At 72.5% G+C, this 21,147-nt stretch carries 15 protein-coding genes, 1 tRNA gene and 1 pseudogene; 12 read left to right on the top strand and 5 right to left on the bottom strand.

Translation table 11 applies throughout. The features are described 5' to 3' along the window. The first annotated feature begins 306 nt into the window (after positions 1–306). A complete protein-coding gene (locus tag ABZ851_RS34235) occupies positions 307–1,740 on the top strand; it encodes an NAD-dependent malic enzyme (protein ID WP_336051991.1) in 1,434 nt (477 codons plus the stop codon). Between the two features lie 303 nt (positions 1,741–2,043). Next, on the top strand, positions 2,044–2,325 hold the full coding sequence (locus tag ABZ851_RS34230) for an HU family DNA-binding protein (protein ID WP_006605312.1): 282 nt from the start codon (positions 2,044–2,046) through the stop codon (positions 2,323–2,325). A 138-nt stretch (positions 2,326–2,463) separates the two neighbouring features. On the opposite strand, the gene ABZ851_RS34225 is transcribed toward ABZ851_RS34230, so the two are convergent. Continuing rightward, positions 2,464–3,084 carry an HAD family phosphatase gene (locus tag ABZ851_RS34225; protein ID WP_361136194.1) on the bottom strand — a complete coding sequence of 207 codons (621 nt, stop codon included), beginning with the start codon at positions 3,082–3,084 and terminating at the stop codon, positions 2,464–2,466. A gap of 241 nt (positions 3,085–3,325) precedes the next feature. On the opposite strand from ABZ851_RS34225, the pseudogene ABZ851_RS34220 reads away from it, so the two are divergent. Continuing rightward, positions 3,326–3,769, top strand: a pseudogene (locus ABZ851_RS34220) (ATP-binding cassette domain-containing protein); the annotation flags it as partial. A 134-nt stretch (positions 3,770–3,903) separates the two neighbouring features. On the opposite strand, the gene murA reads toward ABZ851_RS34220, so the two are convergent. Then, complete coding sequence (murA, locus tag ABZ851_RS34215; RefSeq protein WP_088797881.1) at positions 3,904–5,250, bottom strand: UDP-N-acetylglucosamine 1-carboxyvinyltransferase; 1,347 nt, start codon at positions 5,248–5,250, stop codon at positions 3,904–3,906. Positions 5,251–5,546: 296 nt separating this feature from the next. On the opposite strand from murA, the gene ABZ851_RS34210 reads away from it, so the two are divergent. The 8 genes from ABZ851_RS34210 (at position 5,547) to ABZ851_RS34175 (ending at position 16,291) form a co-directional block, all read left to right on the top strand. Beyond that, a complete protein-coding gene (locus ABZ851_RS34210) occupies positions 5,547–6,218 on the top strand; it encodes a YqgE/AlgH family protein (protein ID WP_311625374.1) in 672 nt (223 codons plus the stop codon). A gap of 192 nt (positions 6,219–6,410) precedes the next feature. Beyond that, on the top strand, positions 6,411–7,091 hold the full coding sequence (locus ABZ851_RS34205; RefSeq protein ID WP_361136191.1) for a hypothetical protein: 681 nt from the start codon (positions 6,411–6,413) through the stop codon (positions 7,089–7,091). A gap of 90 nt (positions 7,092–7,181) precedes the next feature. Then, on the top strand, positions 7,182–7,475 hold the full coding sequence (locus ABZ851_RS34200) for a DUF3039 domain-containing protein (protein WP_026169910.1): 294 nt from the start codon (positions 7,182–7,184) through the stop codon (positions 7,473–7,475). Between the two features lie 364 nt (positions 7,476–7,839). Further along, positions 7,840–9,495, top strand: a complete 1,656-nt coding sequence (locus ABZ851_RS34195; protein ID WP_361136188.1) for a beta-N-acetylhexosaminidase — start codon at positions 7,840–7,842, stop codon at positions 9,493–9,495. A 362-nt stretch (positions 9,496–9,857) separates the two neighbouring features. Then, positions 9,858–10,754, top strand: coding sequence for an FAD binding domain-containing protein (locus ABZ851_RS34190; RefSeq protein ID WP_311625371.1), 897 nt, complete (start codon positions 9,858–9,860; stop codon positions 10,752–10,754). A 100-nt stretch (positions 10,755–10,854) separates the two neighbouring features. Next, positions 10,855–13,227, top strand: coding sequence for a 2Fe-2S iron-sulfur cluster-binding protein (locus tag ABZ851_RS34185; RefSeq protein ID WP_361136186.1), 2,373 nt, complete (start codon positions 10,855–10,857; stop codon positions 13,225–13,227). Positions 13,228–13,327: 100 nt separating this feature from the next. Next, the gene (locus ABZ851_RS34180; protein ID WP_361136184.1) at positions 13,328–15,670 is read left to right on the top strand and encodes a xanthine dehydrogenase family protein molybdopterin-binding subunit; all 2,343 of its coding nucleotides are present in this window, start codon (positions 13,328–13,330) and stop codon (positions 15,668–15,670) included. Between the two features lie 192 nt (positions 15,671–15,862). Beyond that, the gene (locus ABZ851_RS34175; RefSeq protein ID WP_361136182.1) at positions 15,863–16,291 is read left to right on the top strand and encodes a VOC family protein; all 429 of its coding nucleotides are present in this window, start codon (positions 15,863–15,865) and stop codon (positions 16,289–16,291) included. A gap of 282 nt (positions 16,292–16,573) precedes the next feature. Here ABZ851_RS34175 and ABZ851_RS34170 read toward each other — a convergent pair whose 3' ends face one another. The 3 genes from ABZ851_RS34170 to ABZ851_RS34160 all read right to left on the bottom strand — a co-directional run bounded on the left by ABZ851_RS34170 (position 16,574) and on the right by ABZ851_RS34160 (position 18,824). After that, the gene (locus ABZ851_RS34170; protein ID WP_361136180.1) at positions 16,574–17,305 is read right to left on the bottom strand and encodes a hypothetical protein; all 732 of its coding nucleotides are present in this window, start codon (positions 17,303–17,305) and stop codon (positions 16,574–16,576) included. Between the two features lie 440 nt (positions 17,306–17,745). Next, positions 17,746–17,820, bottom strand: a tRNA-Cys gene (locus ABZ851_RS34165). Positions 17,821–17,960: 140 nt separating this feature from the next. Further along, positions 17,961–18,824: an alpha/beta hydrolase gene (locus ABZ851_RS34160; RefSeq protein ID WP_361136178.1), complete on the bottom strand. Its 864-nt coding sequence runs from the start codon at positions 18,822–18,824 to the stop codon at positions 17,961–17,963. 281 nt (positions 18,825–19,105) lie between these two features. Here ABZ851_RS34160 and ABZ851_RS34155 point away from each other — a divergent pair, with 281 nt between their 5' ends. Then, complete coding sequence (locus tag ABZ851_RS34155) at positions 19,106–20,620, top strand: MFS transporter (protein ID WP_361136175.1); 1,515 nt, start codon at positions 19,106–19,108, stop codon at positions 20,618–20,620. Positions 20,621–21,147: the final 527 nt, after the last annotated feature.

The following is a 21,147-nucleotide window of genomic DNA, read 5'->3' as shown; positions in this document are numbered from 1 at the left end:
TTAGCCTGGGTGACGGCACCGGCCCGATCCAAGCCCCCGGGCCCAACCATCGTCGCTACGAGCGACCACTTGCCGCGAGGCGAGCATGGCGGGTCGGTGTCATAGACGGAAAGAGGCCCACGTCACCCGGTGACGTGGGCCTCTTTGCTGTGGGCGGGTATTCTCGTATGGTGGAAGTTGTTTTCCGTGGTCGCCCGTGCCCGCGAACACAATGTTCGCAATGCGAGGCGGCTACCGCGTACTCCGCGGTAGGTGCGACGATCGGACGGCAATCCAGCAACACGGTGAAAGCAGAGGAAGTCGGCCATGGCAACGGCGCCCAGCGTCTCCTACTCGATGACGGTCCGGCTGGAGGTGCCCGCGAGCGGAACCGCGGTCTCCCAGCTCACCACGGCCGTAGAGTCCAACGGAGGCTCGGTGACCGGCCTCGACGTCACGGCATCCGGGCACGAAAAGCTCCGGATCGACGTCACCATCGCGGCCACCTCCACCGCCCACGCCGACGAGATCGTCGAGCAGCTGCGCCACATCGAGGGCGTCTCGCTCGGCAAGGTCTCCGACCGTACGTTCCTGATGCACCTCGGCGGCAAGATCGAGATGTCGTCGAAACACCCCATCCGCAACCGTGACGACCTCTCGATGGTCTACACCCCCGGCGTCGCCCGGGTCTGCCAGGCCATCGCCGACAACCCCGAGGACGCCCGCCGGCTGACCATCAAGCGCAACAGCGTCGCGGTCGTCACGGACGGCTCCGCGGTGCTGGGGCTCGGCAACATCGGCCCCAAGGCCGCGCTGCCCGTCATGGAGGGCAAGGCGGCCCTCTTCAAGCGCTTCGCCGGTATCGACGCCTGGCCGCTGTGCCTGGACACCCAGGACACCGACGCGATCGTGGAGATCGTCAAGGCCATCGCCCCCGGCTTCGCGGGCATCAACCTGGAGGACATCTCCGCGCCCCGCTGCTTCGAGATCGAGGCGCGGCTGCGGGAGGCCCTGGACATCCCGGTCTTCCACGACGACCAGCACGGCACCGCCATCGTGGTGCTCGCCGCGCTCACCAACGCGCTGCGCGTCGTCGGCAAGAAGATCGAGGACGTCCGGGTCGTGATGTCCGGCGCCGGCGCGGCCGGCACCGCCATCCTCAAGCTGCTGCTGGCCGCCGGTGTCCAGCACGCCGTCGTCGCCGACATCCACGGCGTGGTGCACGCGGGCCGCCCCGACCTGGTCGACGCCGACCCGGATTCGCCGCTGCGCTGGATCGCCGACAACACCAACCCCGAGCGGGTCACCGGCACCCTCAAGGAGGCCGTGGTCGGCGCGGACGTCTTCATCGGCGTCTCCGCGCCCAACGTCCTGGACGGCGAGGACGTCTCGCAGATGGCCGAGGGCGCGATCGTCTTCGCACTCGCCAACCCCGACCCGGAGGTCGACCCGGCCGTCGCCCGGCAGACCGCCGCCGTCGTGGCCACCGGCCGCTCGGACTTCCCGAACCAGATCAACAACGTCCTGGTGTTCCCCGGTGTCTTCCGCGGCCTGCTGGACGCCCACTCCCGTACGGTGAACACCGAGATGATGCTGGCCGCGGCCGGTGCCCTCGCGGACGTCGTCCTGGAGGACGAGGTCAACCCGAACTACATCATCCCCAGCGTCTTCAACGAGAAGGTCGCGGGCGCGGTCGCCGGAGCGGTCCGGGACGCGGCGAAGAGCGGTGACCCGGCTGTGACGGCCACCACGACGGTCTGAGTACGGCGCGTCGCTGGACACGCCGTCGTTGGGGCCCCCATAGGGTGGCGGGAAGCGACCGCCACCCTGTGGGGCCGGCCCGGAGCGGGAATGATACGGAGCGTCACCACTAACGAGGCAGTGGCGCTTTTCGTGTGACCCTCCTGGGTGCCGGATTGGCTTTACCGCCGCAGGTGGGGGCAGGATGCGTAATCGGGCGCGAGGGTCTGGCACCAGACCCGGGTCCGGGGACTGTCCGAGGACCCTGGCAGCATCGGCTTCGATCTCACGCCTCATTGGCAAGAAGAACACGGGAGTACAAACATGAACCGCAGTGAGCTGGTGGCCGCTCTGGCCGATCGCGCCGAGGTGACCCGCAAGGACGCCGACGCCGTTCTGGCCGCCCTCGCCGAGGTGACCGGCGAGGTCGTCGCCAAGGGCGACGAGAAGGTCACCATCCCCGGCTTCCTGACCTTCGAGCGCACCCACCGTGCCGCTCGCACCGCGCGCAACCCGCAGACCGGCGACCCGATCCAGATTCCGGCCGGCTACAGCGTGAAGGTCTCCGCGGGCTCCAAGCTCAAGGAAGCCGCCAAGGGTAAGTAACACCCCCTAGTACGGCACAAAGGCGGTCATCCCTCCCAGGGATGGCCGCCTTTTCGTGTGTTCCGGGCGTGCCCGGGGGCGAGCGCGGTCCGGAAGGCGGCGCTGCGCCCGTCCAGGGGCGGTCTGTGGCCGCCGGGATCAGGCGGGACGGGCGAACGGGAAGTCCGCCAGGTCCACGTCCTCCAGAGAGGCCACCACGGCCGTGCGGGGGCCGGCCGGGATGCCCGGCACGCTCGGTACGGCCAGCAGCCGGCAGCCCGCCGCCAGCGCCGCCGCGGCGCCCGTGGGGGTGTCCTCGACGGCCAGGCAGTCGGCGGGGTCGACACCGAGACCGGCCGCGGCGGCGAGATAGGGGTCCGGGTGCGGCTTGCCGGGTGCCTCGCCCGAGGTGACCGACAGGGCGAAGCGGTGCGCGCCGAGGGCGCGCAGCACCAGATCGGCGACATGCCGTTCGGAGGCGGTGACCAGGGCGGCCGGGACGCCCAGGGCCCGCGCCCGGTCCAGCAGCCGCAGCGCACCCGGCTGGACGGTGACACCGGCCGTGACGTGGGCGGTGAAGTCCCGGTCCAGCCGGGCGGCCGTCCCGGTGACGTCGCAGCGCACCCCGTACCCACGCACCAGCCGCCGCGCGGCGTCGTCCACCGGGGCACCGGCGAAGTCCGCCAGCACCTCGTCGGTGGCCGCGAGGCCCTGCTCCCGCAGGAAACCGGCCACCGTGTCCAGCCACTGGTGCTCGGTGTCGACGAGGGTGCCGTCCATGTCGCACCACAGCAGGGCCGCGGGGAGCGTGGGGGCGGGCGGGGGGGATCACGGGCATGGGCGGGCTCGCAGTTCGGGGGAGAGGGCGTGCGGAAGCAGGCGTGGGCGGACGGCCGGCGCGGCGCGGTGGCCGCCCGGCGTCGTGCGGCGGTGCCCGGCGTCAGACGGCCGGGGTGCGGGCCAGCGGGTTGGCCTGGGTGGAGTTGCGGACGGTGAAGACCACCGCGCCCGGGCGGTAGCGGTCTTTCAGTCCTGCAGCCTCTTCCCCCACATGACGGCCGCCCGGAACATCGGCTACGGCCTGCGGGTGCGGGGCTCCGCCGCCGCCGAACGCACCGCCCGCGCGGCTCAGTTGCTGGAGCTGGTCGGCCTGCCCGGCCGGCAGGACCACTATCCGCACCAGCTCTCCGGCGGCCAGCAGCAGCGCGTCGCGCTGGCCCGCGCGCTCGCCGTCCGCCCGCGCGTGCTGCTCCTGGACGAGCCGCTGTCCGCGCTCGGCGCCAAGGTGCGGCTCAGCCTGCGCGAGGAGATCCGCCGCATCCAGCTCGAACTCGGCATCACCACCGTCTTCGTCACCCACGACCAGGAAGAGGCGCTGTCGATGGCCGACCGCGTCGCCGTGATGCAGGGCGGGCGGCTCGAACAGTGCGCCGCACCCGCCGAGTTGTACGAACGCCCGGCGACCCGGGAGTCCCGCTCAGCTCCTGCGGGGGCCGGGGGAGCGGCGGAAAGCCGCTCTCCCCGGTGCCCGCTCGGCAGGACGCCGTCCGCCCGGCCGGGCAGGACGCCGTCCGCCCGGCCGGGCAGGGCGCCGTCCGCTCAGTTGGGCAGCGCGCCGTTCGGCAGTTCGACGTCGGCACCCAGCTCCACGAGTTTCTCCATGAAGTTCTCGTAGCCGCGGTTGATCAGGTCGATGCCGTGCACCCGGGAGGTGCCCTGCGCCGCCAGCGCCGCGATCAGGTACGAGAAGCCGCCGCGCAGGTCGGGGATGACCAGGTCGGAGCCCTGCAGCTTGGTCGGTCCGGAGACGACGGCGGAGTGCAGGAAGTTGCGCTGCCCGAAGCGGCAGGCGCTGCCGCCCAGGCACTCCCGGTAGAGCTGGATGTGCGCGCCCATCTGGTTGAGCGCGGAGGTGAAGCCGAGCCGGGACTCGTAGACCGTCTCGTGCACGATCGACAGGCCCGACGCCTGGGTCAGCGCGACGACCAGCGGCTGCTGCCAGTCGGTCTGGAAACCGGGGTGGACGTCGGTCTCCAGGGCGATGGCGTTGAGCAGGCCGCCCGGGTGCCAGAAGCGGATGCCCTCGTCCTCGATCTCGAAGGCGCCACCGACCTTGCGGAAGGTGTTGAGGAAGGTCATCATCGACCGCTGCTGCGCGCCGCGGACGTAGATGTTGCCCTCGGTGGCCAGCGCCGCGGACGCCCAGGAAGCGGCCTCCAGGCGGTCCGGGAGGGCGCGGTGGGTGTACCCGCCGAGCTTGTCGACACCGGTGATCCGGATCGTCCGGTCGGTGTCCATGGAGATGATCGCGCCCATCTTCTGCAGCACGCAGATGAGGTCCTCGATCTCCGGCTCCACGGCGGCGTTCGACAGCTCGGTGACGCCCTCGGCCAGGACGGCCGTCAGCAGCACCTGCTCGGTCGAGCCGACCGACGGGTACGGCAGCCGGATCTTGGTGCCGCGCAGCCGCTGCGGGGCCTCCAGGTACTGCCCGTCGGCGCGCTTCTCGATCGTCGCGCCGAACTGGCGCAGCACGTCGAAGTGGAAGTCGACCGGCCGGCCGCCGATGTCGCAGCCGCCCAGGCCGGGGATGAAGGCGTGGCCCAGACGGTGCAGCAGCGGGCCGCAGAACAGGATCGGGATCCGTGAGGAGCCCGCGTGCGCATCGATGTCCGCGACGTTGGCGCTCTCCACGTGGGACGGATCGAGGACCAGCTCGCCCGGCTCGTCGCCGGGGCGGACCGTGACGCCGTGCAGCTGCAGCAGTCCGCGCACCACACGTACGTCGCGAATATCGGGCACGTTGCGCAGCCGGCTGGGGCCGCTGCCGAGGAGGGCGGCGACCATGGCCTTGGGCACAAGGTTCTTCGCGCCGCGAACCCGGATCTCGCCCTCGAGCGGGGTGCCGCCGTGGACAAGCAGTACGTCGTCAGTAGAGACGGTCATGGATCTCGCGTTCCTGGAGACGGGCAGGGGCCAAGCTGAAATGGTAAGGGCGGGCGGGGGTGAGTCCGTAGGCCCGTGCACGCTCTGAGCATGTAATGGCTTTGTCACAACACGCTCCGCTACGGTCCGCCTTTGATCTGTAATCGACCTTTGACCGAAACTGCCGGGGATGTCATGAATGGCCGATCCGGTGCCGGGGGTGTGCGCCGGTGCTGCCGCCGTACGCCCTGCCCTGCTTTCGCCCGGGTCCGGGCGTTGACTCCCCGCTCCGGGCAGAAGTGCGGGATCATGTGGCCATGACCGAGGTGTCCTCGCTCACAGGGCGGCTTCTTGTCGCGACGCCCGCGCTCGCCGATCCGAACTTCGACCGCGCGGTGGTGCTCCTCCTCGACCACGACGAGGAGGGCTCCCTCGGCGTGGTCCTCAACCGCCCCACGCCGGTCGGTGTCGCGGACATCCTCGCGCCCTGGGCGGCGCTGGCCGGTGAGCCGGGCGTGGTCTTCCAGGGCGGCCCGGTGTCGCTGGACTCGGCGCTCGGGGTGGCCGTGGTGCCCGGCGGGCTGTCCGGCGAGGGCGGCATCCCGTCCGTGGACAGCGGCGCCCGGGCGGGCGGCGACGGCGCGGAGACGGCCGGGGTGCCGGCCGCGGACCGGACGGGCGTGCAGTCGGGTGACGAGCCGCTGGGCTGGCGCAGGGTGCACGGCGCGATCGGACTGGTCGACCTGGAGGCCCCTCCCGAACTCCTCGCGGCGGTCCTCGGCAGCCTGCGGATCTTCGCCGGGTACGCGGGCTGGGGCCCGGGCCAGCTGGAGGACGAACTGGTCGAGGGCGCCTGGTACGTCGTCGAGTCCGAGCCCGGCGACGTCTCCTCGCCCGACCCCGAGCAGCTGTGGCGCGCGGTACTGCGCCGCCAGCGCAACGAGCTGGCGATGGTGGCCACGTATCCGGACGATCCCTCGCTGAACTGAGCGTCACTGGGCCGGACCTGGCCGGGCCGGCGGGCGGCGGGCGCGTCGCGGGCCCCATTTGGTTGACGACTTGATTATTGTGACGGCTTCGTCATGGGGAAGTGTCAGACCCCGTCGCTATGGTTCGAGACGACAGGGGACGGTGCGTGGCCGCGTCGGCGGGGCCGCGCTGGACAAGCGGGGGAGAGCGCCATGCACAGGCCGAGCCTGCCCGAGGACCTGGATCATCCGGAGCACTTGTGGGCGCGCGCCGCGACGCTGGCGGTGGTGGCGGCCGCCATGGACGACTGGGACGAATTCTCCTGGAGCGACCAGGGATTGCAGTGCTGGAACGACGGCGGAAGCTACTGGTGGCGGCTGAAGCTGTACGAGGACGGCCGCGCCCTGCTCTGCGGCCAGGACTCCGACGGCAGTCACACCCACAGCGGCGGCCGCCAGATCGACTTCCTGGCCGCCGGGCCCGCATGGCTGCCCTGGAACCAGTTGCGCGAGGACGCCGAGGGCAACCTCTTCGGTTTCGTCTACTGGTGGCAGGACGGCGCCTGGGCCCGCGCACCGTACCCCGAGAAGATGCCGGACGACGGCCTGGAGATGGCCATGAGCTGGGTCGCGCCCGGTGACGACGCGGTCAGGGGGATCGCCGAGGGCCTGGTGGCCCGCACGGAGACCGAGGTCGACGCCACGGCGGCGGTCCGTGCCTTCCTCGCCGCCGCCGGGGCCCGCAGGGTCGGCGCCCAGGACATCACCACCCTCCTGGACGCGGTCTGCGGCCAGGACTGCTGGTACGAGGTCCGCCCGGACGCCGCCCTGGCCTTCGCCGCGCAACTGGGCCTGACGGCCGGGTCCCGGGGCGGGGTGGCGCCGGCTCCGTAGCGGGGGTACGGCCGGTGGCGGGCCGTGCGCTCCACCCGGCGGCGGGCCGACGCTCCCGGGTGGCCCCGGGCGTGAGTACCCTTGGCTGTTATGAGCACTCTTGAGCCCGAGCGCGGGGCAGGTACGGGGACCCTCGTAGAGCCGACACCCCAGGTGTCGCACGGCGACGGTGACCACGAGCGCTTCGCGCACTATGTCCAGAAGGACAAGATCATGGCGAGCGCGCTCGACGGCACCCCCGTCGTGGCGCTGTGCGGCAAGGTCTGGGTCCCGGGCCGCGACCCGAAGAAGTACCCGGTCTGCCCCATGTGCAAGGAGATCTTCGAGTCCATGGGCGCCGGCGGCGACAAGGACAAGGGCGGCAAGGACGGCGGCAAGAAGTAGCAGCCGCGGTCCGCGGGGCGCCTCACCGTGCGTGGGGTGCCTCGCCGTCGGTGGCGCGCCGCACCGAGCGTGAGGCGTCCCGCGGTCCAGGGCGCGCCCCGTCCCCGTCAGGCGCCCTGCCACCTGTCGCCGCCCCCGTCCCGCCCCGGCACGACCGGTCTTCGGCACGTTCATGCCGAACCGCCCGGCCGGGGCGGAATGATGGCAGCATCGGCCGCGGGGGCCGCCCCGCGCCGGGCATTCCCTCCTCCTCGTACGCGTACAGGTCCTCCTCGCGCGTACAGGTGCGTACGCGTACAGACCGGTTCGGCCCCGGGCCGAGCGGCGCGGTGAAGGACGGACGGCGCGGTGAAGGACGGACGGCATGCCCGATACGGACACCACCCCCACGGCGGCGGGCGGCGGACTCGTCCCGGCGCCGCTGAGCATCGACGGGCCCTACCGCAGCGCCGTCCACCTGGGCGAGGGCACCGCGCTGGCCGCCGGGCCCGGCACCGAGGACACCGCGCGCTGGCTGCGCGCCACGCTCGGCGCGGCCTTCGGCCTGCCGCTGCCGCCCGGTCCCGCCGACGCCGGCGACACCCTCGCGCTCGCCCTCGACCCGGCCCTGCCCGCGGAGGGCTATCGCCTTCAGGCCGCCCCGCGCCGGGGCGTACGGATCACCGGCGGCGGCCCGGCAGGCGTCTTCTGGGGCGCGCAGACGCTGCGTCAGCTCCTCGGCCCGCACGCCTTCCGCCGGGCGCCGCTCACGCCCGGTCGCCCGGCCGTCCTGCCGCAGCAGACCATCGAGGACGGTCCCCGCTTCGCCTGGCGCGGCATGCTGCTCGACGTCGCCCGGCACTTCCTGCCCAAGGACGGGGTGCTGCGCTACCTCGATCTGCTCGCCGCCCACAAGCTCAACGTCCTCCACCTCCACCTCACCGATGACCAGGGCTGGCGGATCGAGATCAACCGCTTTCCGGAACTGACCGGGACCGGCGGCTGGCGCGAGCGGACCAAAATCGGCCACCGGGCCTCCCCCCTCTGGGACGAGCGCCCGCACGGCGGCTACTACACCCAGGACGACATCCGCGAGATCGTCGCCTACGCCGCCCAGCGGCACATCACCGTCGTCCCCGAGATCGACATCCCGGGACACTCGCAGGCCGCCATCGCCGCGTACCCGGAACTCGGCAACACCGATGTCGTCGACACCACCTCCCTGAAGGTCTGGGACACCTGGGGCGTCAACCCCAACGTACTGGCGCCCACTGACAGCACCCTGCGGTTCTACGAGCAGGTGCTCGACGAGGTCCTGGCGCTCTTCCCCTCGCCGTTCGTGCACCTCGGGGGCGACGAATGCCCCAAGGGCCAGTGGAAGGCGTCCGCCACCGCCCAGGCACGGATCGCCGAGCTGTCACTGGCCGGTGAGGACGAGCTGCAGAGCTGGTTCATCCGGCACTTCGACCGCTGGCTCGCCGCCCGCGGCCGGCGGCTGATCGGCTGGGACGAGATCCTGGAAGGCGGACTGGCAGAGGGGGCCGCGGTCTCCTCCTGGCGCGGCTACGCGGGAGGCATCGCCGCCGCGAAATCCGGCCATGACGTCGTGATGTGCCCCGAGCAGCAGGTGTACTTGGACCACCGCCAGCACCCCTCCCCGGACGAGCCGGTACCGATCGGTTTCGTACGGACCCTGGAGGACGTCTACCGCTTCGAGCCGGTGCCGCCGGAGCTGACGGCCGACCAGGCGGCGCACGTCCTCGGCACCCAGGCCAACGCCTGGACCGAGGTCATGGACAGTCAGCAGCGCCTCGACTACCAGGTGTTTCCCCGGCTGGCCGCCTTCGCCGAGGTCGCCTGGTCGCGGCTGCCCGCACCGGCCGACCGCGACTACCAGGACTTCACCCGGCGGATGACTGTCCACTACGCCCGCCTCGACGCCCTCGGCGTCGGCTACCGCCCGCCCGGCGGCCCCCACCCCTGGCAGAAACGGCCCGGCGTGCTCGGACGCCCGATCGACGGGGCGCCCCCAAACGTGTGAGCCCCCGTGCAAGGAGGGCGCCCGTACGGCCGGACCCTGGGACGGTGGTCCGGTACGGCGGCACCCCGCACCACGGCACTTTCGTGGCCGGGTATCGCCGTACCGGGCACTGCTGTACCGGCATCGCCGTAGCGGCGGTGTGCGCCCGGCCGGACGCCTCCGCCGATGCGCCACACCGCAGTTCCCGCACGGCCGGCGGCGGACGAAACCGGACCAGCACCTTGTTCGGGGACGGATCGCCGGTTCGCGGACCCTCGCGCCGGGGGCCCGGGAAGATGTGCCAGAGTTGCCACGTCCGGGCCGTGAGCACGTACCGTACGGCGGAGCGGAACTGCCGGGACACCGGGGAAGGGGCAGCTGGCTTGACCACGCACGCACCGCACGCGTCGCACACGGTGACGTTGCCGGCCTCGCTCGACGAGGCGGTGGCGGCGCTGACGGCCATGCCTGCCGCCGTGCCCGTCGCGGGCGGCACCGACCTCATGGCGGCGGTCAACGCCGGACTCCTCAGACCCGCAGCCCTGGTGGGCCTCGGCCGGATCAGCGAGATGCGCGGCTGGCAGTACCTGGACGGCCATGCGCTGCTCGGCGCCGGTCTCACCCTCGCCCGTATGGGACGCCCCGACTTCGCCGCCCTGATCCCGGGCCTCGCCGCCGCCGCCCGCGCGGCCGGCCCGCCGCAGGTCCGCAACGCCGGCACCCTCGGCGGCAACATCGTGACCTCCGCGCCCACGGGCGACACCCTCCCGGTGCTCGCCGCCCTCGAAGCCACGGTGATCATCGCCGGGCCCGGGGGCAGCCGCCGCGAGATCCCGGTCAGCCACCTCCTGGCCGGCCGGGAGATGCTGGGCCCCGGCGAGCTCGTCGGCTTCGTGCGGGTGCCGCTGCTGCACGCCCCGCAGACCTTCCTCAAGGCCACCGGCCGCACCGGCCCCGGCCGGGCCACCGCCTCGGTCTCGCTCGTCCTGGACCCGGCCCGGCGCGGGGTGCGCTGCGCGGTGGGCGCGGTCGCCGCCATGCCGCTGCGCCCCCTGGAGGCCGAGCAGTGGGTGGCCTCGCTCATCGACTGGGACGGCGAACGCGGCCTGGTGCCCGAGGCGCTGACGGCCTTCGGCGACTACGTCGCCGCCGCCTGCATCCCGGACCCGGCGCCGCCCGAGGACGGTTCGGAACCGGCCACCCTGCCGCCGGCCGCACTCCATCTGCGCCGTACGGTGGCAGCCCTGGCCCGCCGCGCACTGGGGAGGGCGCTCTCATGAGCGAGCGCAGCGTGGCGGTCCCCCCGGCCGGAGACCGGGAGATCATCATCGAAAGGTGCGCGCCTCGCGAAGGCGGGGCCGAGCGAAGTGAGGGCTCGGCATGAGCGACGCCGACAACCGCCATCCGTACCAGCCGCACCCCGAACACGGCTGGCAGCCGCTGCCGCAGGGCGGCGAGTACGAGTCGGAGGCGACGGCCTTCGTACAGCTCCCGGAGGGCTTCACCAGCGGGGTCTACGGCGGCGGATCGCCCCGGTACGGCACCCCGGGCCCCGAACCGCTCGCCGCACCCGGTCACGGCTACACCCCGCCGGCCTCCTTCACCCCGCACGAGCCCACGCCGCCGGCCGCGGGCACCGATCCGTCGGCCACCGGCCAGTGGACGATGCCCTTCGCGGACCCCTCGGCCGGCTACGCCGACCCGTCCGCCGGGTACCCGGCCCAGGCGGAGTACGCGGCCCACCACGGCGTTGCCGAGGGCTACCACGGCGACGCCCCCGAGGCGGCCCGGCCGTGGCACGGCGACCCCGTGGACTGGCCCGTCGCGGGCAGTCCGGAGGCGGGCAACCCCGGCACCTGGTCGGTCCCCGCTGCGACGGACGACGGCCTGGAGGAATCCGGCGAATACCTCGTCGGCGACGACGGACTGACGGGGCATCCGGCCCTTGCCGGCGGCCATCCGGGACACCACGGGCACCCCGGTCACTCCGGTCAGCCCGGCCATCCGGGTCACCCCGCCGATACGGGGCATCACGGGCACCCTGGTCCTGCGGGCACCGGTGACGTCACCGGTTACCCGGGGGGCGGGTACCCGGGCGCCGGTGCGTACGACGGCGCCGGGAACCCGGGGGACGCCGGCGAGGCCGCCGGTACCGGGCACTGGAACTTCACCACCGGGCTGACCGCCGACGGCGGGGCCGAAGCGCACCCCGCGCCGCCGCACGACGCCTCACACGGTGGCGCGGCGCCCGCTCACTTCGGTGGCGCCGCGGACGACCCGTACGCCCACGAACACGGCCTCCCGGGCCGCGGCGCCGAGCCGGCGGCCGAAGGGCCGGGCGGCACCGCTCCGTCGGGCGGCGACCCGTACGGGATGGGCGCGGGCGTCCCGCACGGGACGGCAGGCGGGGCGACCGGGCACTGGTCGCTGCCGGCCGACGCGCTGGCCCAGTGGCCGCCCGCCGCGGACACGGCGCAGCCGCCGCACGACGGGGGGCGGCACCAGGAGCCGGCGGACCGGCCCGACGGGACGGCGGACGCGCCCGGCGGCGCGACCGACTGGACCGTCCCGGCGGCGGCAGACGAACAGCCCGAGGATTCCGGCGAGTTCGCGAGCGCCGACGCGGCCGGGCGCGTGTCGCCCGCCGCCCCGGGTGCCGACGGACGTGCGGACGCCGTGCCGCAGCACGGCGAGCACACCGGCCTCACGGACCTCGGCGGTCTCACGGACCTCGGCGGTCTCACGGACCTCGATGGTCCGGCGGACCCGCGAGGCGCCGGCCACCTCGGCGAGAGTTCAGGGAGGGACGCCCACGCCGGGGCGGACGCCCACGCCGGGGCGGACGGGCACCTCGGGACGGACGCCCACGCCGGGGCGCACGAGACCCCCGGAGAGGGCGAGCGCGCCGAGGCCGCCGATGACCCTGCCGCGGACCTCGTCGAGGACCGCAGCGGCGCCGCCGAAGCCACCGATAGCGGCAGCGAGGGCGATACCCGTAGCGGTAGCGACAACGAGAGCGGGATTCCGGCCGGTGACGCCGAGGGCCCGTTCGGCGCCGGGATGGCGGGCGAGGCCGGTGTGGCGGGCGCGCCCGAGGCCGAAGCCTTCGACGAACACCCCGCCGCCTCCTACGTCCTGCGGGTGAACGGCATCGACCGCCCGGTCACCGACGCCTGGATCGGCGAGTCGCTGCTCTACGTGCTGCGCGAGCGGCTGGGCCTGGCCGGCGCCAAGGACGGCTGCTCGCAGGGCGAGTGCGGGGCCTGCTCCGTCCAGGTGGACGGGCGGCTGGTGGCGTCCTGCCTGGTGCCCGCGGCCACCACGGCGGGCAGCGAGGTCCGTACGGTCGAAGGGCTCGCGGAGAACGGTGAGCCCTCCGACGTGCAGCGCGCGCTGACCGCCTCCGGTGCGGTGCAGTGCGGCTTCTGCGTACCGGGGATGGCGATGACCGTCCACGACCTCCTGGAGGGCAACCACGCCCCCAGCGAGCTGGAGACCCGTAAGGCGCTGTGCGGCAACCTCTGCCGCTGCTCGGGCTACCGGGGGGTGCTGGACGCCGTCGACGAGGTCGTCAAGGCCCGTGCGGAGTCGGCGGAGGCCGCCTACGGACCGGCGGACGGCGACGCGGACGGGGCGCCGCCGGCGGACACCGCCCGCATCCCCCACCAGGCCGGCCCCGCAGACCCCATGGGCCAGGCCCCGCACGACCAGGATCCGTACGACCAGGATCCGCACACGGGAGGCTCCGCATGAACGAGCGCGGCAAGAGGGTCCCCCGGTCCGGCGGCCGGGGCGGAGACATCGAGACCTGCGCGCCGATCGAGTGCGAGGCCGGGCGAAGCGAGGTTGCGGCATGAGTGGCACGTCCGACGGCGCGGGCACCGTCACCGCGACCACCCCCGCGGCGGGCGTCCCGGTCCCCCCCGAGGAGCCGCTGCGCGGCCTGGGCGTGTCCCTGCCGCCCGCCGACGCACCGGCCAAGGCCGAGGGCACCTTCCCGTACGCCGCCGACCTGTGGGCCGAGGGGCTGCTGTGGGCCGCGGTGCTGCGCTCACCGCACCCGCGGGCACGCATCCTGTCGATCGACACCCGGCAGGCCGCGGAGATGCCCGGCGTGCGGGTCGTCGTCACGCACGAGGACGTCCCCGGCGACGCGGGGCACGGCCGGGGCACCGCCGACCGCCCGGTCTTCGCCAAGGACGAGGTCCGCCACCACGGCGAGCCGATCGCCGCGGTGGCCGCCGAGCACCCCGACACGGCGCGCCTGGCCGCCGCCGCCATCGCCGTCGAGTACGAGATCCAGGACGCGGTCACCGACCCCCAACTGGCCTTCGAGGCCGAGCCGTTGCACCCGGACGGCAACCTCATCCGGCACATCCCGCTCCGCTTCGGCGACCCCGATGTGGTGGGTGAGGTGATGGTCGAGGGGCTGTACCGGATCGGCCGCCAGGACCCGGCGCCCATCGGGGCCGAGGCCGGGCTCGCGGTGCCGCGCCCCGACGGCGGCGTGGAGATCTACACCGCTTCCACGGACCCGCACACCGACCGCGATCTCGCCGCCGCCTCCTTCGGGCTGGAACCGGACCAGGTCAAGGTCGTGGTGACCGGCGTGCCCGGCGCCACCGCCGACCGCGAGGACCCCGGCATCCAACTGCCGCTCGGCCTGCTGGCGCTGCGGACGGGCTGCCCCGTCAAGCTCGCCGCCACCCGCGAGGAGTCCTTCCTCTCGCACGCCCACCGCCACCCCACGCTGCTGCGCTACCGCCACCATGCGGACGCCGACGGCACGCTGGTCAAGGTGGAGGCCCAGATCCTGATGGACGCCGGTGCCTACGCGGACACCTCCGCCGACGCGCTGGCCGCCGCGGTCTCCTTCTCCTGCGGCCCGTACGTCGTCCCGCACGCCGTGGTCGACGGCTGGGCGGTGCGCACCAACAACCCGCCGTCCGGCCATATGCGCGGCGAGGGCGCGCTGCAGGTCTGCGCCGCCTACGAGGGCCAGATGGACAAGCTGGCCGCCCGGCTGGGGCTGGAGCCCGACGAGATCCGGCTGCGCAACGTCATGGCCACCGGTGACCTGCTGCCCACGGGGCAGACGGTGACCTGCCCGGCCCCGGCCGCCGAACTCCTGCACGCCGTCAAGGAAGCGCCGCTTCCCGAGCTGCCCAAGGACGCGCCCGAAGCGGAGTGGCTGCTGCCGGGCGGTCCCGAGGGGGCGGGCGAACCGGGCGCGGTGCGCCGCGGTGTCGGCTACGCGCTGGGCATGGTGCACATGCTCGGCGCCGAGGGCACCGACGAGGTCTCCACCGCCACCGTCAAGGTCAGCGGCTCGGTGGCCCACGTCATCTGCGCCGCGGTCGAGACCGGATCGGGGTTCTCCACCCTGGCGCGGCAGATCGTGCAGGAAACGCTCGGCGTCGACGAGGTGCATGTCGCCGGCGTCGACACCGACCAGCCGCCGGCCGGCGCGGCCTGCCACGGGCGGCACACCTGGGTCTCCGGCGGCGCCGTCGAGCGCGCCGCCAAGATGGTCCGTACGCAGCTGCTGCAGCCGCTGGCCCACAAGTTCGGGATGTCCACCGAGCTGCTGCAGATCAACGACGGCAAGATCACCTCCTATGACGGGGTGCTCAGCACCACCGTCGCCGAGGCGCTGGACGGCAAGGAACTGTGGGCCACCGCCCAGTGCCGCCCGCATCCGACCGAGCCGCTGGACGAGAACGGCCAGGGCGACGCGTTCGTCGGCCTCGCCTTCTGTGCGATCCGCTGTGTCGCCGATGTCGACATCGAGCTCGGCACCATCCGGGTCGTGGAGATGACCGTCGCCCAGGACGTGGGCCGGGTGCTCAACCCCCGCCAGCTGCGGTCCCGTATCGAGGCCGGGGTCATCCAGGGCCTCGGTGCCGCCCTGATGGAGAACCTGCGCACCACCCGCGGTCAGGTCCGCCAGCCGGACCTGACCGGCTACGCGCTGCCGACCGCCCTGGACGCCCCGGACATCCGCATCGTCAAGCTCGTCGAGGAACGCGACGTGATCGCCCCCTTCGGCGCCAAGCCCGCCAGCGCGGTCCCGGTCGTCACCGCACCGGCCGCCGTGGCCTCCGCGGTCCGCGCCGCCACCGGCCGCCCCATCGGCCGCCTCCCGATCCGCCCCCAGGCGGCGGTGGCCCAGGTGGTGCATCAGCAGGGGGCCTGAGGCGGGGGTACGCGACCCCGGCTTCCCCTCGGGGAAGCCGGCCCCGCTCTCGCTCCTGGCAGGAGCCTGCGGAGGCACGCCAAGGATGCTGACGGGCGTCCCGTAACTGACCTTTGGCATGAGGGTGGTTGGCCAGGACGGGACCCTGAAAACCACCGGCGGGAGGCAGAGTCCCCCTGGTATGTTGCGCCGATGTCCGCGACCAAGAAGTTCCAAGTCACCTTTGACTGCGCAGAACCCGAGCGCCTTGCTCGCTTCTGGTGCGAGGTGTTGGGCTACGTCGTACCGCCGCCTCCGGAGGGGTTCGCCACGTGGGACGATTTCCGGCGCGCGCAGCCACCCGAGCAGAGGGATTCCTCGTTCGCCTGCAGTGATCCCTCAGGAGTGGGCCCGCGACTGTACTTCCAGCGCGTCCCTGAAGGAAAGGCCGCCAAGAACCGGCTGCACCTTGACGTGCGGGTCGGCACCGGACTCGTGGGCAAGGAGCGCCTCGCCGCACTCGAGGCCGAATGCGCACGCCTGATCCCGCTCGGCGCGGTACACGTGCAAACGCTGTATGACGGCGAGGATTCGTGCATCCCGATGCTGGACATCGAGGGCAACGAGTTCTGTATCGACTGAGCATGCTCCGAGCCGGAGAGGTATTGGCTTGGGGCAAGGAGCGCGAGAGGCATCAGGCCAGTTCGTATGGCCGACTGAGACGGACGATCGTAAGGGCGGCATCCCTCCGGGACGCCGCCCTTTCGATCGGCCTGGTGAAGGCAACAGAGGCCGTGGCGGGATTCGAACCCACGTAACTCGCTTTGCAGGTTTGTTTGTGCTGGCCTGGGGGCTGTGCGTCGACGTCCGTAGTCTTTCACGGCAGGACGGCGTACGCCGAATATGGCGATGCCCCAGCGGCCGTCAGTAGTCGGGTGGTAGAGTTCCCCAGTTGATGAGCGATGATACTGACCAGTCGCTGGAGATGTTGAACCCGCAGCGGAAATTTTGGAAATGTGTTATCCCGTGAAAGTCTTTCTCGCTGGATGCCGAGAAGGGATAGGCGCAGGCGTCGAAGGAGAGGATGGCGTTGTCCCAGTTAAGGGACTTCCGGCGGGGCACGAGGCTCAAGTCCGGATAGCCGTGCTCTGGTGAAATGCGCAGTCTGCGGCCACCGAGATTGGCGATGTCGTAGGAGTCCAGTGCCGTAAGCGCTGGGGCACCATCTGGAAGGCAGCCAATTCCACGTTGCTCCACCAGCCAGTGGAACTCTGCATCGTCTTTCGTCTTGCGGGCCTCGGCCAGCATCTGCTTCGGATCAGCGAACACTGCGAGAGCCAATTCCGAGTCATGCACGACGGGCGTGACGAAGAGATCTTCCGGGTACTCCTCGTCTATGCGCTCAATGTCCTGCACCAGCTTGCCGTTGAGGACGACTGGCATGGTGGACACGAACGGCGTCTCACGCTTTATTGGACGCCAATCGGCCCACAGGGTCTGGAACTCTTCCGAAGACAGCGAGAGTGAGCTGTCCTCCGCCATGGGTGCTGAGTCGGCTGAGTGGGAGCATGCCACAGCAACCATCTCCTGATGGAGTGAGTGGCCAGTAGGGTCGAAGAATGCGGATTCCATGCGGATTCCATTGGAGTCGCGCATTTCGAGGGATCCCTATGGGGGCAGCGAAGGTACGGCCAACCTGGGGTCGAGATGGCTTCGACTGCCGCGGGAAGATCAGGTACCGGTTCGTCTACTCAAGCCGCGACCTGACCCGTTGGATCCGTTGTTATTAGCATACAGTGCCCATTTCTGACATGCATGCGGAGGATCCAGTTCTGGAGGGCAGGTCTCTGGCGTGAGAGTGCTGATCGAGCAGAGTGCTGCTGATCATCTTCTGAGCCCACGCAAATCCATGTGCGTGTCGCCCGCATGGCCGCTCCGCTACCTGCCGTTCCACATGTGCGCATACGGCTCCGAAGAGGGGACGCGAGTGGCGCGCATCGTGCGATGGCTTCCAACTGAGACGGAAACTGAGACGGTCAGATACCGGAGGCGGAGCCCCTGCAGGGTGCCGCCTTTCGTTTCAGCTGGTCAAGCACTGGAGGCCGTGGCGGGATTCGAACCCACGTAACTCGCTTTGCAGGCGAGCCCCTGAACCACTCGGGCACACGGCCGGGCTGGTGTGCTGAACCTGACTGTATGCCGCGTGGTGGGGTGTTCGGCAAGAGTGCGGAGCGAAGTGGCGTGAAGCTGCAATACGGGGCAACGCGGGGCAACATGCCGTTCATGAAGGGGGCTCCGGTGGGGCGGTCGCTCAGGCCGCGTGCAAGAACTCCTCCACGGCCGGTCCGAACAGTTCCGGGGCGTCCACCCACGGATAGTGACCCACCTCGTGCAGCGGCCGGACCCGTGCGTCGGGGAACGACTCGGCCACCAGCTCGCCGGCGCGCATGCCCGTCACCCCGTCGCGGTCACCGGTCACCACCAGCACGGGGCAGCTCACCTCACTGAGCCCGGACGCCAGTGCCTCTCGCAGTTGTTCGTCCACGCCCTGCCAGAAGCCGGCCCGCGGTACCGGCCCCAACTGCTCGCCCTCCGTGGCGGCATGGGCCCGCTGCGGCTCCTCCCAGCGGCCGTAGGCGAGCGGCGCGGCGGCGAACAACAGGGCGCGTACCTCGTCCATATCGGATGTCTCGGCCAGTCGCCGCACCGCCGCCGAGGCCTCCGGCCACCACTGCTCGTGCTCGCGTGCGGCGAAGATCTGCCGTGCGTCGTCCGGGAGTTCGCCCTGCAGCCGGGAGCCGGGGCAGACCAGGACCAGCCGGGTCAGCCGCTGCGGGTGCCTCACCGCGTACGCCTGGGCGACCGCGGCCCCCGCGTCGTGCGCGAGCAGGGCGAAGTGCTCCAGGCCCAGGTGCGCGCGCAGTGCCTCGACATCCTCGGCGAGCTGCGGGAAGGCGTAACGGGACGGGTCGGCGGCGGCCGGGGAGGCGCCGGTGCCGCGGCTGTCCGGAAGAATCAGCTGCCGGCGTGCGCTCATCCCGCCGAGGTCGCCCAGGTACGCGGCATCCCGTCCGGGGCCGCCGGCCAGACACACCAGGGGCGGCAGGGGCGAGTCGGCCGGGCCGAGCACGCGGTAGTGGAGCTCGGCGTCGTCGTAGGTGCGGAAGTGCGGCATAAGGACAGCTTGCCCGACGGCGGGCGATGTACGGCTGGTCCGTGTTGCGGGGTGCCGGGATGCCGGGATGCCGGGCTGCTGGACCGTCGGAGTGCCGGAGTGCCGGAGTGCCGGAGTGCCGGAGTGCCGGAGGGCCGGAGGGCCGGGCTGCCGGAGCGCCGGGCCTGCCGGGCCGCGGGGCCGCCCCGCCCGTCCCCGGCCCCGCGGCGTAGGTCCTTCGGCCGACCCGGTTCCGTCTCCGGACAGGGGCGCCGCCGTCGTACGGCCCTTACGCTGGCTCGATGACCGCTGATCGCCCCCGCCGCAGCGCCGACCCGTTCCCCGGCAGCCACACCGAACTCGCCCCGCCGGCCGACGAACGGGCCGACGCCCCGGCCAACGACCCTGCCGACGCCCCGCCCGGCACCGGCGGCATCCTCGGCCGGGCCCACCGCGCGCTCACCTTCGGCATCATCTCGGTCGTCTCGGTCGTCGCCTTCGAGGCGATTGCCGTGAACACCGCGATGCCGGTCGCCGCCCGCGCCCTGGACGGGATCGGTCTGTACGCCTTCGCGTTCTCCGCCTACTTCACGGCGAGCCTGTTCGCGATGGCGCTCGCGGGGGAGTGGAGCGACCGGCGCGGGCCGCTGGCGCCGCTGTTCGCCGGGATCGCCGCGTTCGGGGCGGGGCTGCTGGTCGCGGGCGGTGCGCAGAGCATGGGGATGTTCGTCGCGGGCCGCGGGGTGCAGGGCATCGGCGGCGGGATGGTGGTGGTCTCGCTGTATGTGGTCGTGGGCCGCGCCTACCCCGACCGGCTGCGTCCGTCGATCATGGCGGCGTTCTCGGCGGCCTGGGTGGTGCCGGTGATCGTGGGCCCGCTGGTCGCCGGGACCGTCACCGAACAGCTCGGCTGGCGCTGGGTCTTCCTCGCCATCCCGGTACTGATACTGCTGCCGCTCGCGGTGATGCTGCCCGCGCTGCGCAAGCTGCCCCGTACGCGGCCGGGTCCGGGCGGCGGCGCCCGCCAGGTGCTGGGCAACCGGCGCTGTCTGCTCGCGCTGGCCGCCGCCGTGGGCGCCTGCCTGCTCCAGTACGCGGGCCAGCACCCGGCCTGGTTCGCGCTGCTGCCCGCGGCCGCCGGACTGGCCCTGCTGGTACCGGGCATCGTCCGGCTGCTGCCGCGCGGCACCTTCCGCGCGGGCCGCGGTCTGCCGAGCGTCGTGCTGATGCGCGGTCTGGCCGCCGGGGCGCTGGTCGGCTCCGAGAGCTTCATCCCGCTGATGCTGGTCACCCAGCGCGGGCTGTCCCCCACCCTCGCCGGTCTCTCCCTCACCGGCGGCGGCCTGACCTGGGCGCTGGGCTCGTACGTCCAGAGCCGGCCGCGTCTGGAGCCGTACCGGGAGCGGCTGATGGGCCTGGGCATGGTGCTGCTGGCGGCGGCCATCGTGACGGTGCCGCTGGCGCTGCTCGACTCGGTGCCCGTCGCGATCGTCGCGGTGGCCTGGACGGTCGGCGGGTTCGGGATGGGCCTGAACATCTCCAGCGGCGGCGTCCTGCTGCTGAAGCTCTCCCGTCCCGAGGAGGCGGGCAGCAACTCCGCGTCCCTGCAGATGTCGGACGCGCTGGGGAACGTCACGTTCGTGGGGGTCAGCGGCGTGCTGTTCGTGGCCTTCGGCGGGGGCTCGATCGCCACCCACGCCCCCGCACTCACCGCCGCGTCCGGCGCGGCGAGCCACCCCGCGGCCTTCGTCGCCGTATTCGCGACGATGACCCTCGTCGCACTCGCGGGCGCGGCGGTGGCTGGGCGCCTCCGTTGACGTTCCGCTGCGCTTTTGCTTGCGCCCCACGTTTTTGGCTGCGGCGCCGTGGTTGTTTCTCGCCGTTTCTCCCCCACTGCCTAAAGGGCGTGGGAGGTACCCCCAGCGGCGGGCGGGGTCCGCTGCGCGGGGCTGTGGGTGCGGTGACGGGCCTCCGGGGCCGGTGTGTGGGACTGCTTCGCTTTACGCTCCGCCTTTGCTCTTTCTCGGAGCCTTCGGAAGCAAAGCCCCACACACCGGCCCCTCCGGCCCGTCCCCTCCCGTGGGGGAGAAAGTGACGGTGGGTGGGGGCTGGCCACGGTCGTCGCCTTGCAACCCCTACTGGTTCATTCAGGGGTGGCCCGTTTTTCGTCTGATCAGCAGGTGCACCGGACCACTCAGGTCCACCCTCCACCGGCCTTCTTCCCACCCCTCCACGGGAGGGGACGGGCCGGAGCGGGTGGGTGTCCGGACGTAAAGCGAAGCAGTCCGGACACCCACCCGCGCAGGCCCGTCACCGCACCCCGACAGCCCCGCGCAGCGGACCC

Origin of the sequence: Streptomyces sp. NPDC047049 (assembly GCF_040643995.1) — a bacterium.
In the GTDB taxonomy this organism is placed as follows: domain Bacteria; phylum Actinomycetota; class Actinomycetes; order Streptomycetales; family Streptomycetaceae; genus Streptomyces; species Streptomyces mooreae.
Note: the sequence above shows the minus strand (reverse complement) of the source record. Positions and strands in the feature narration are given on the sequence as shown.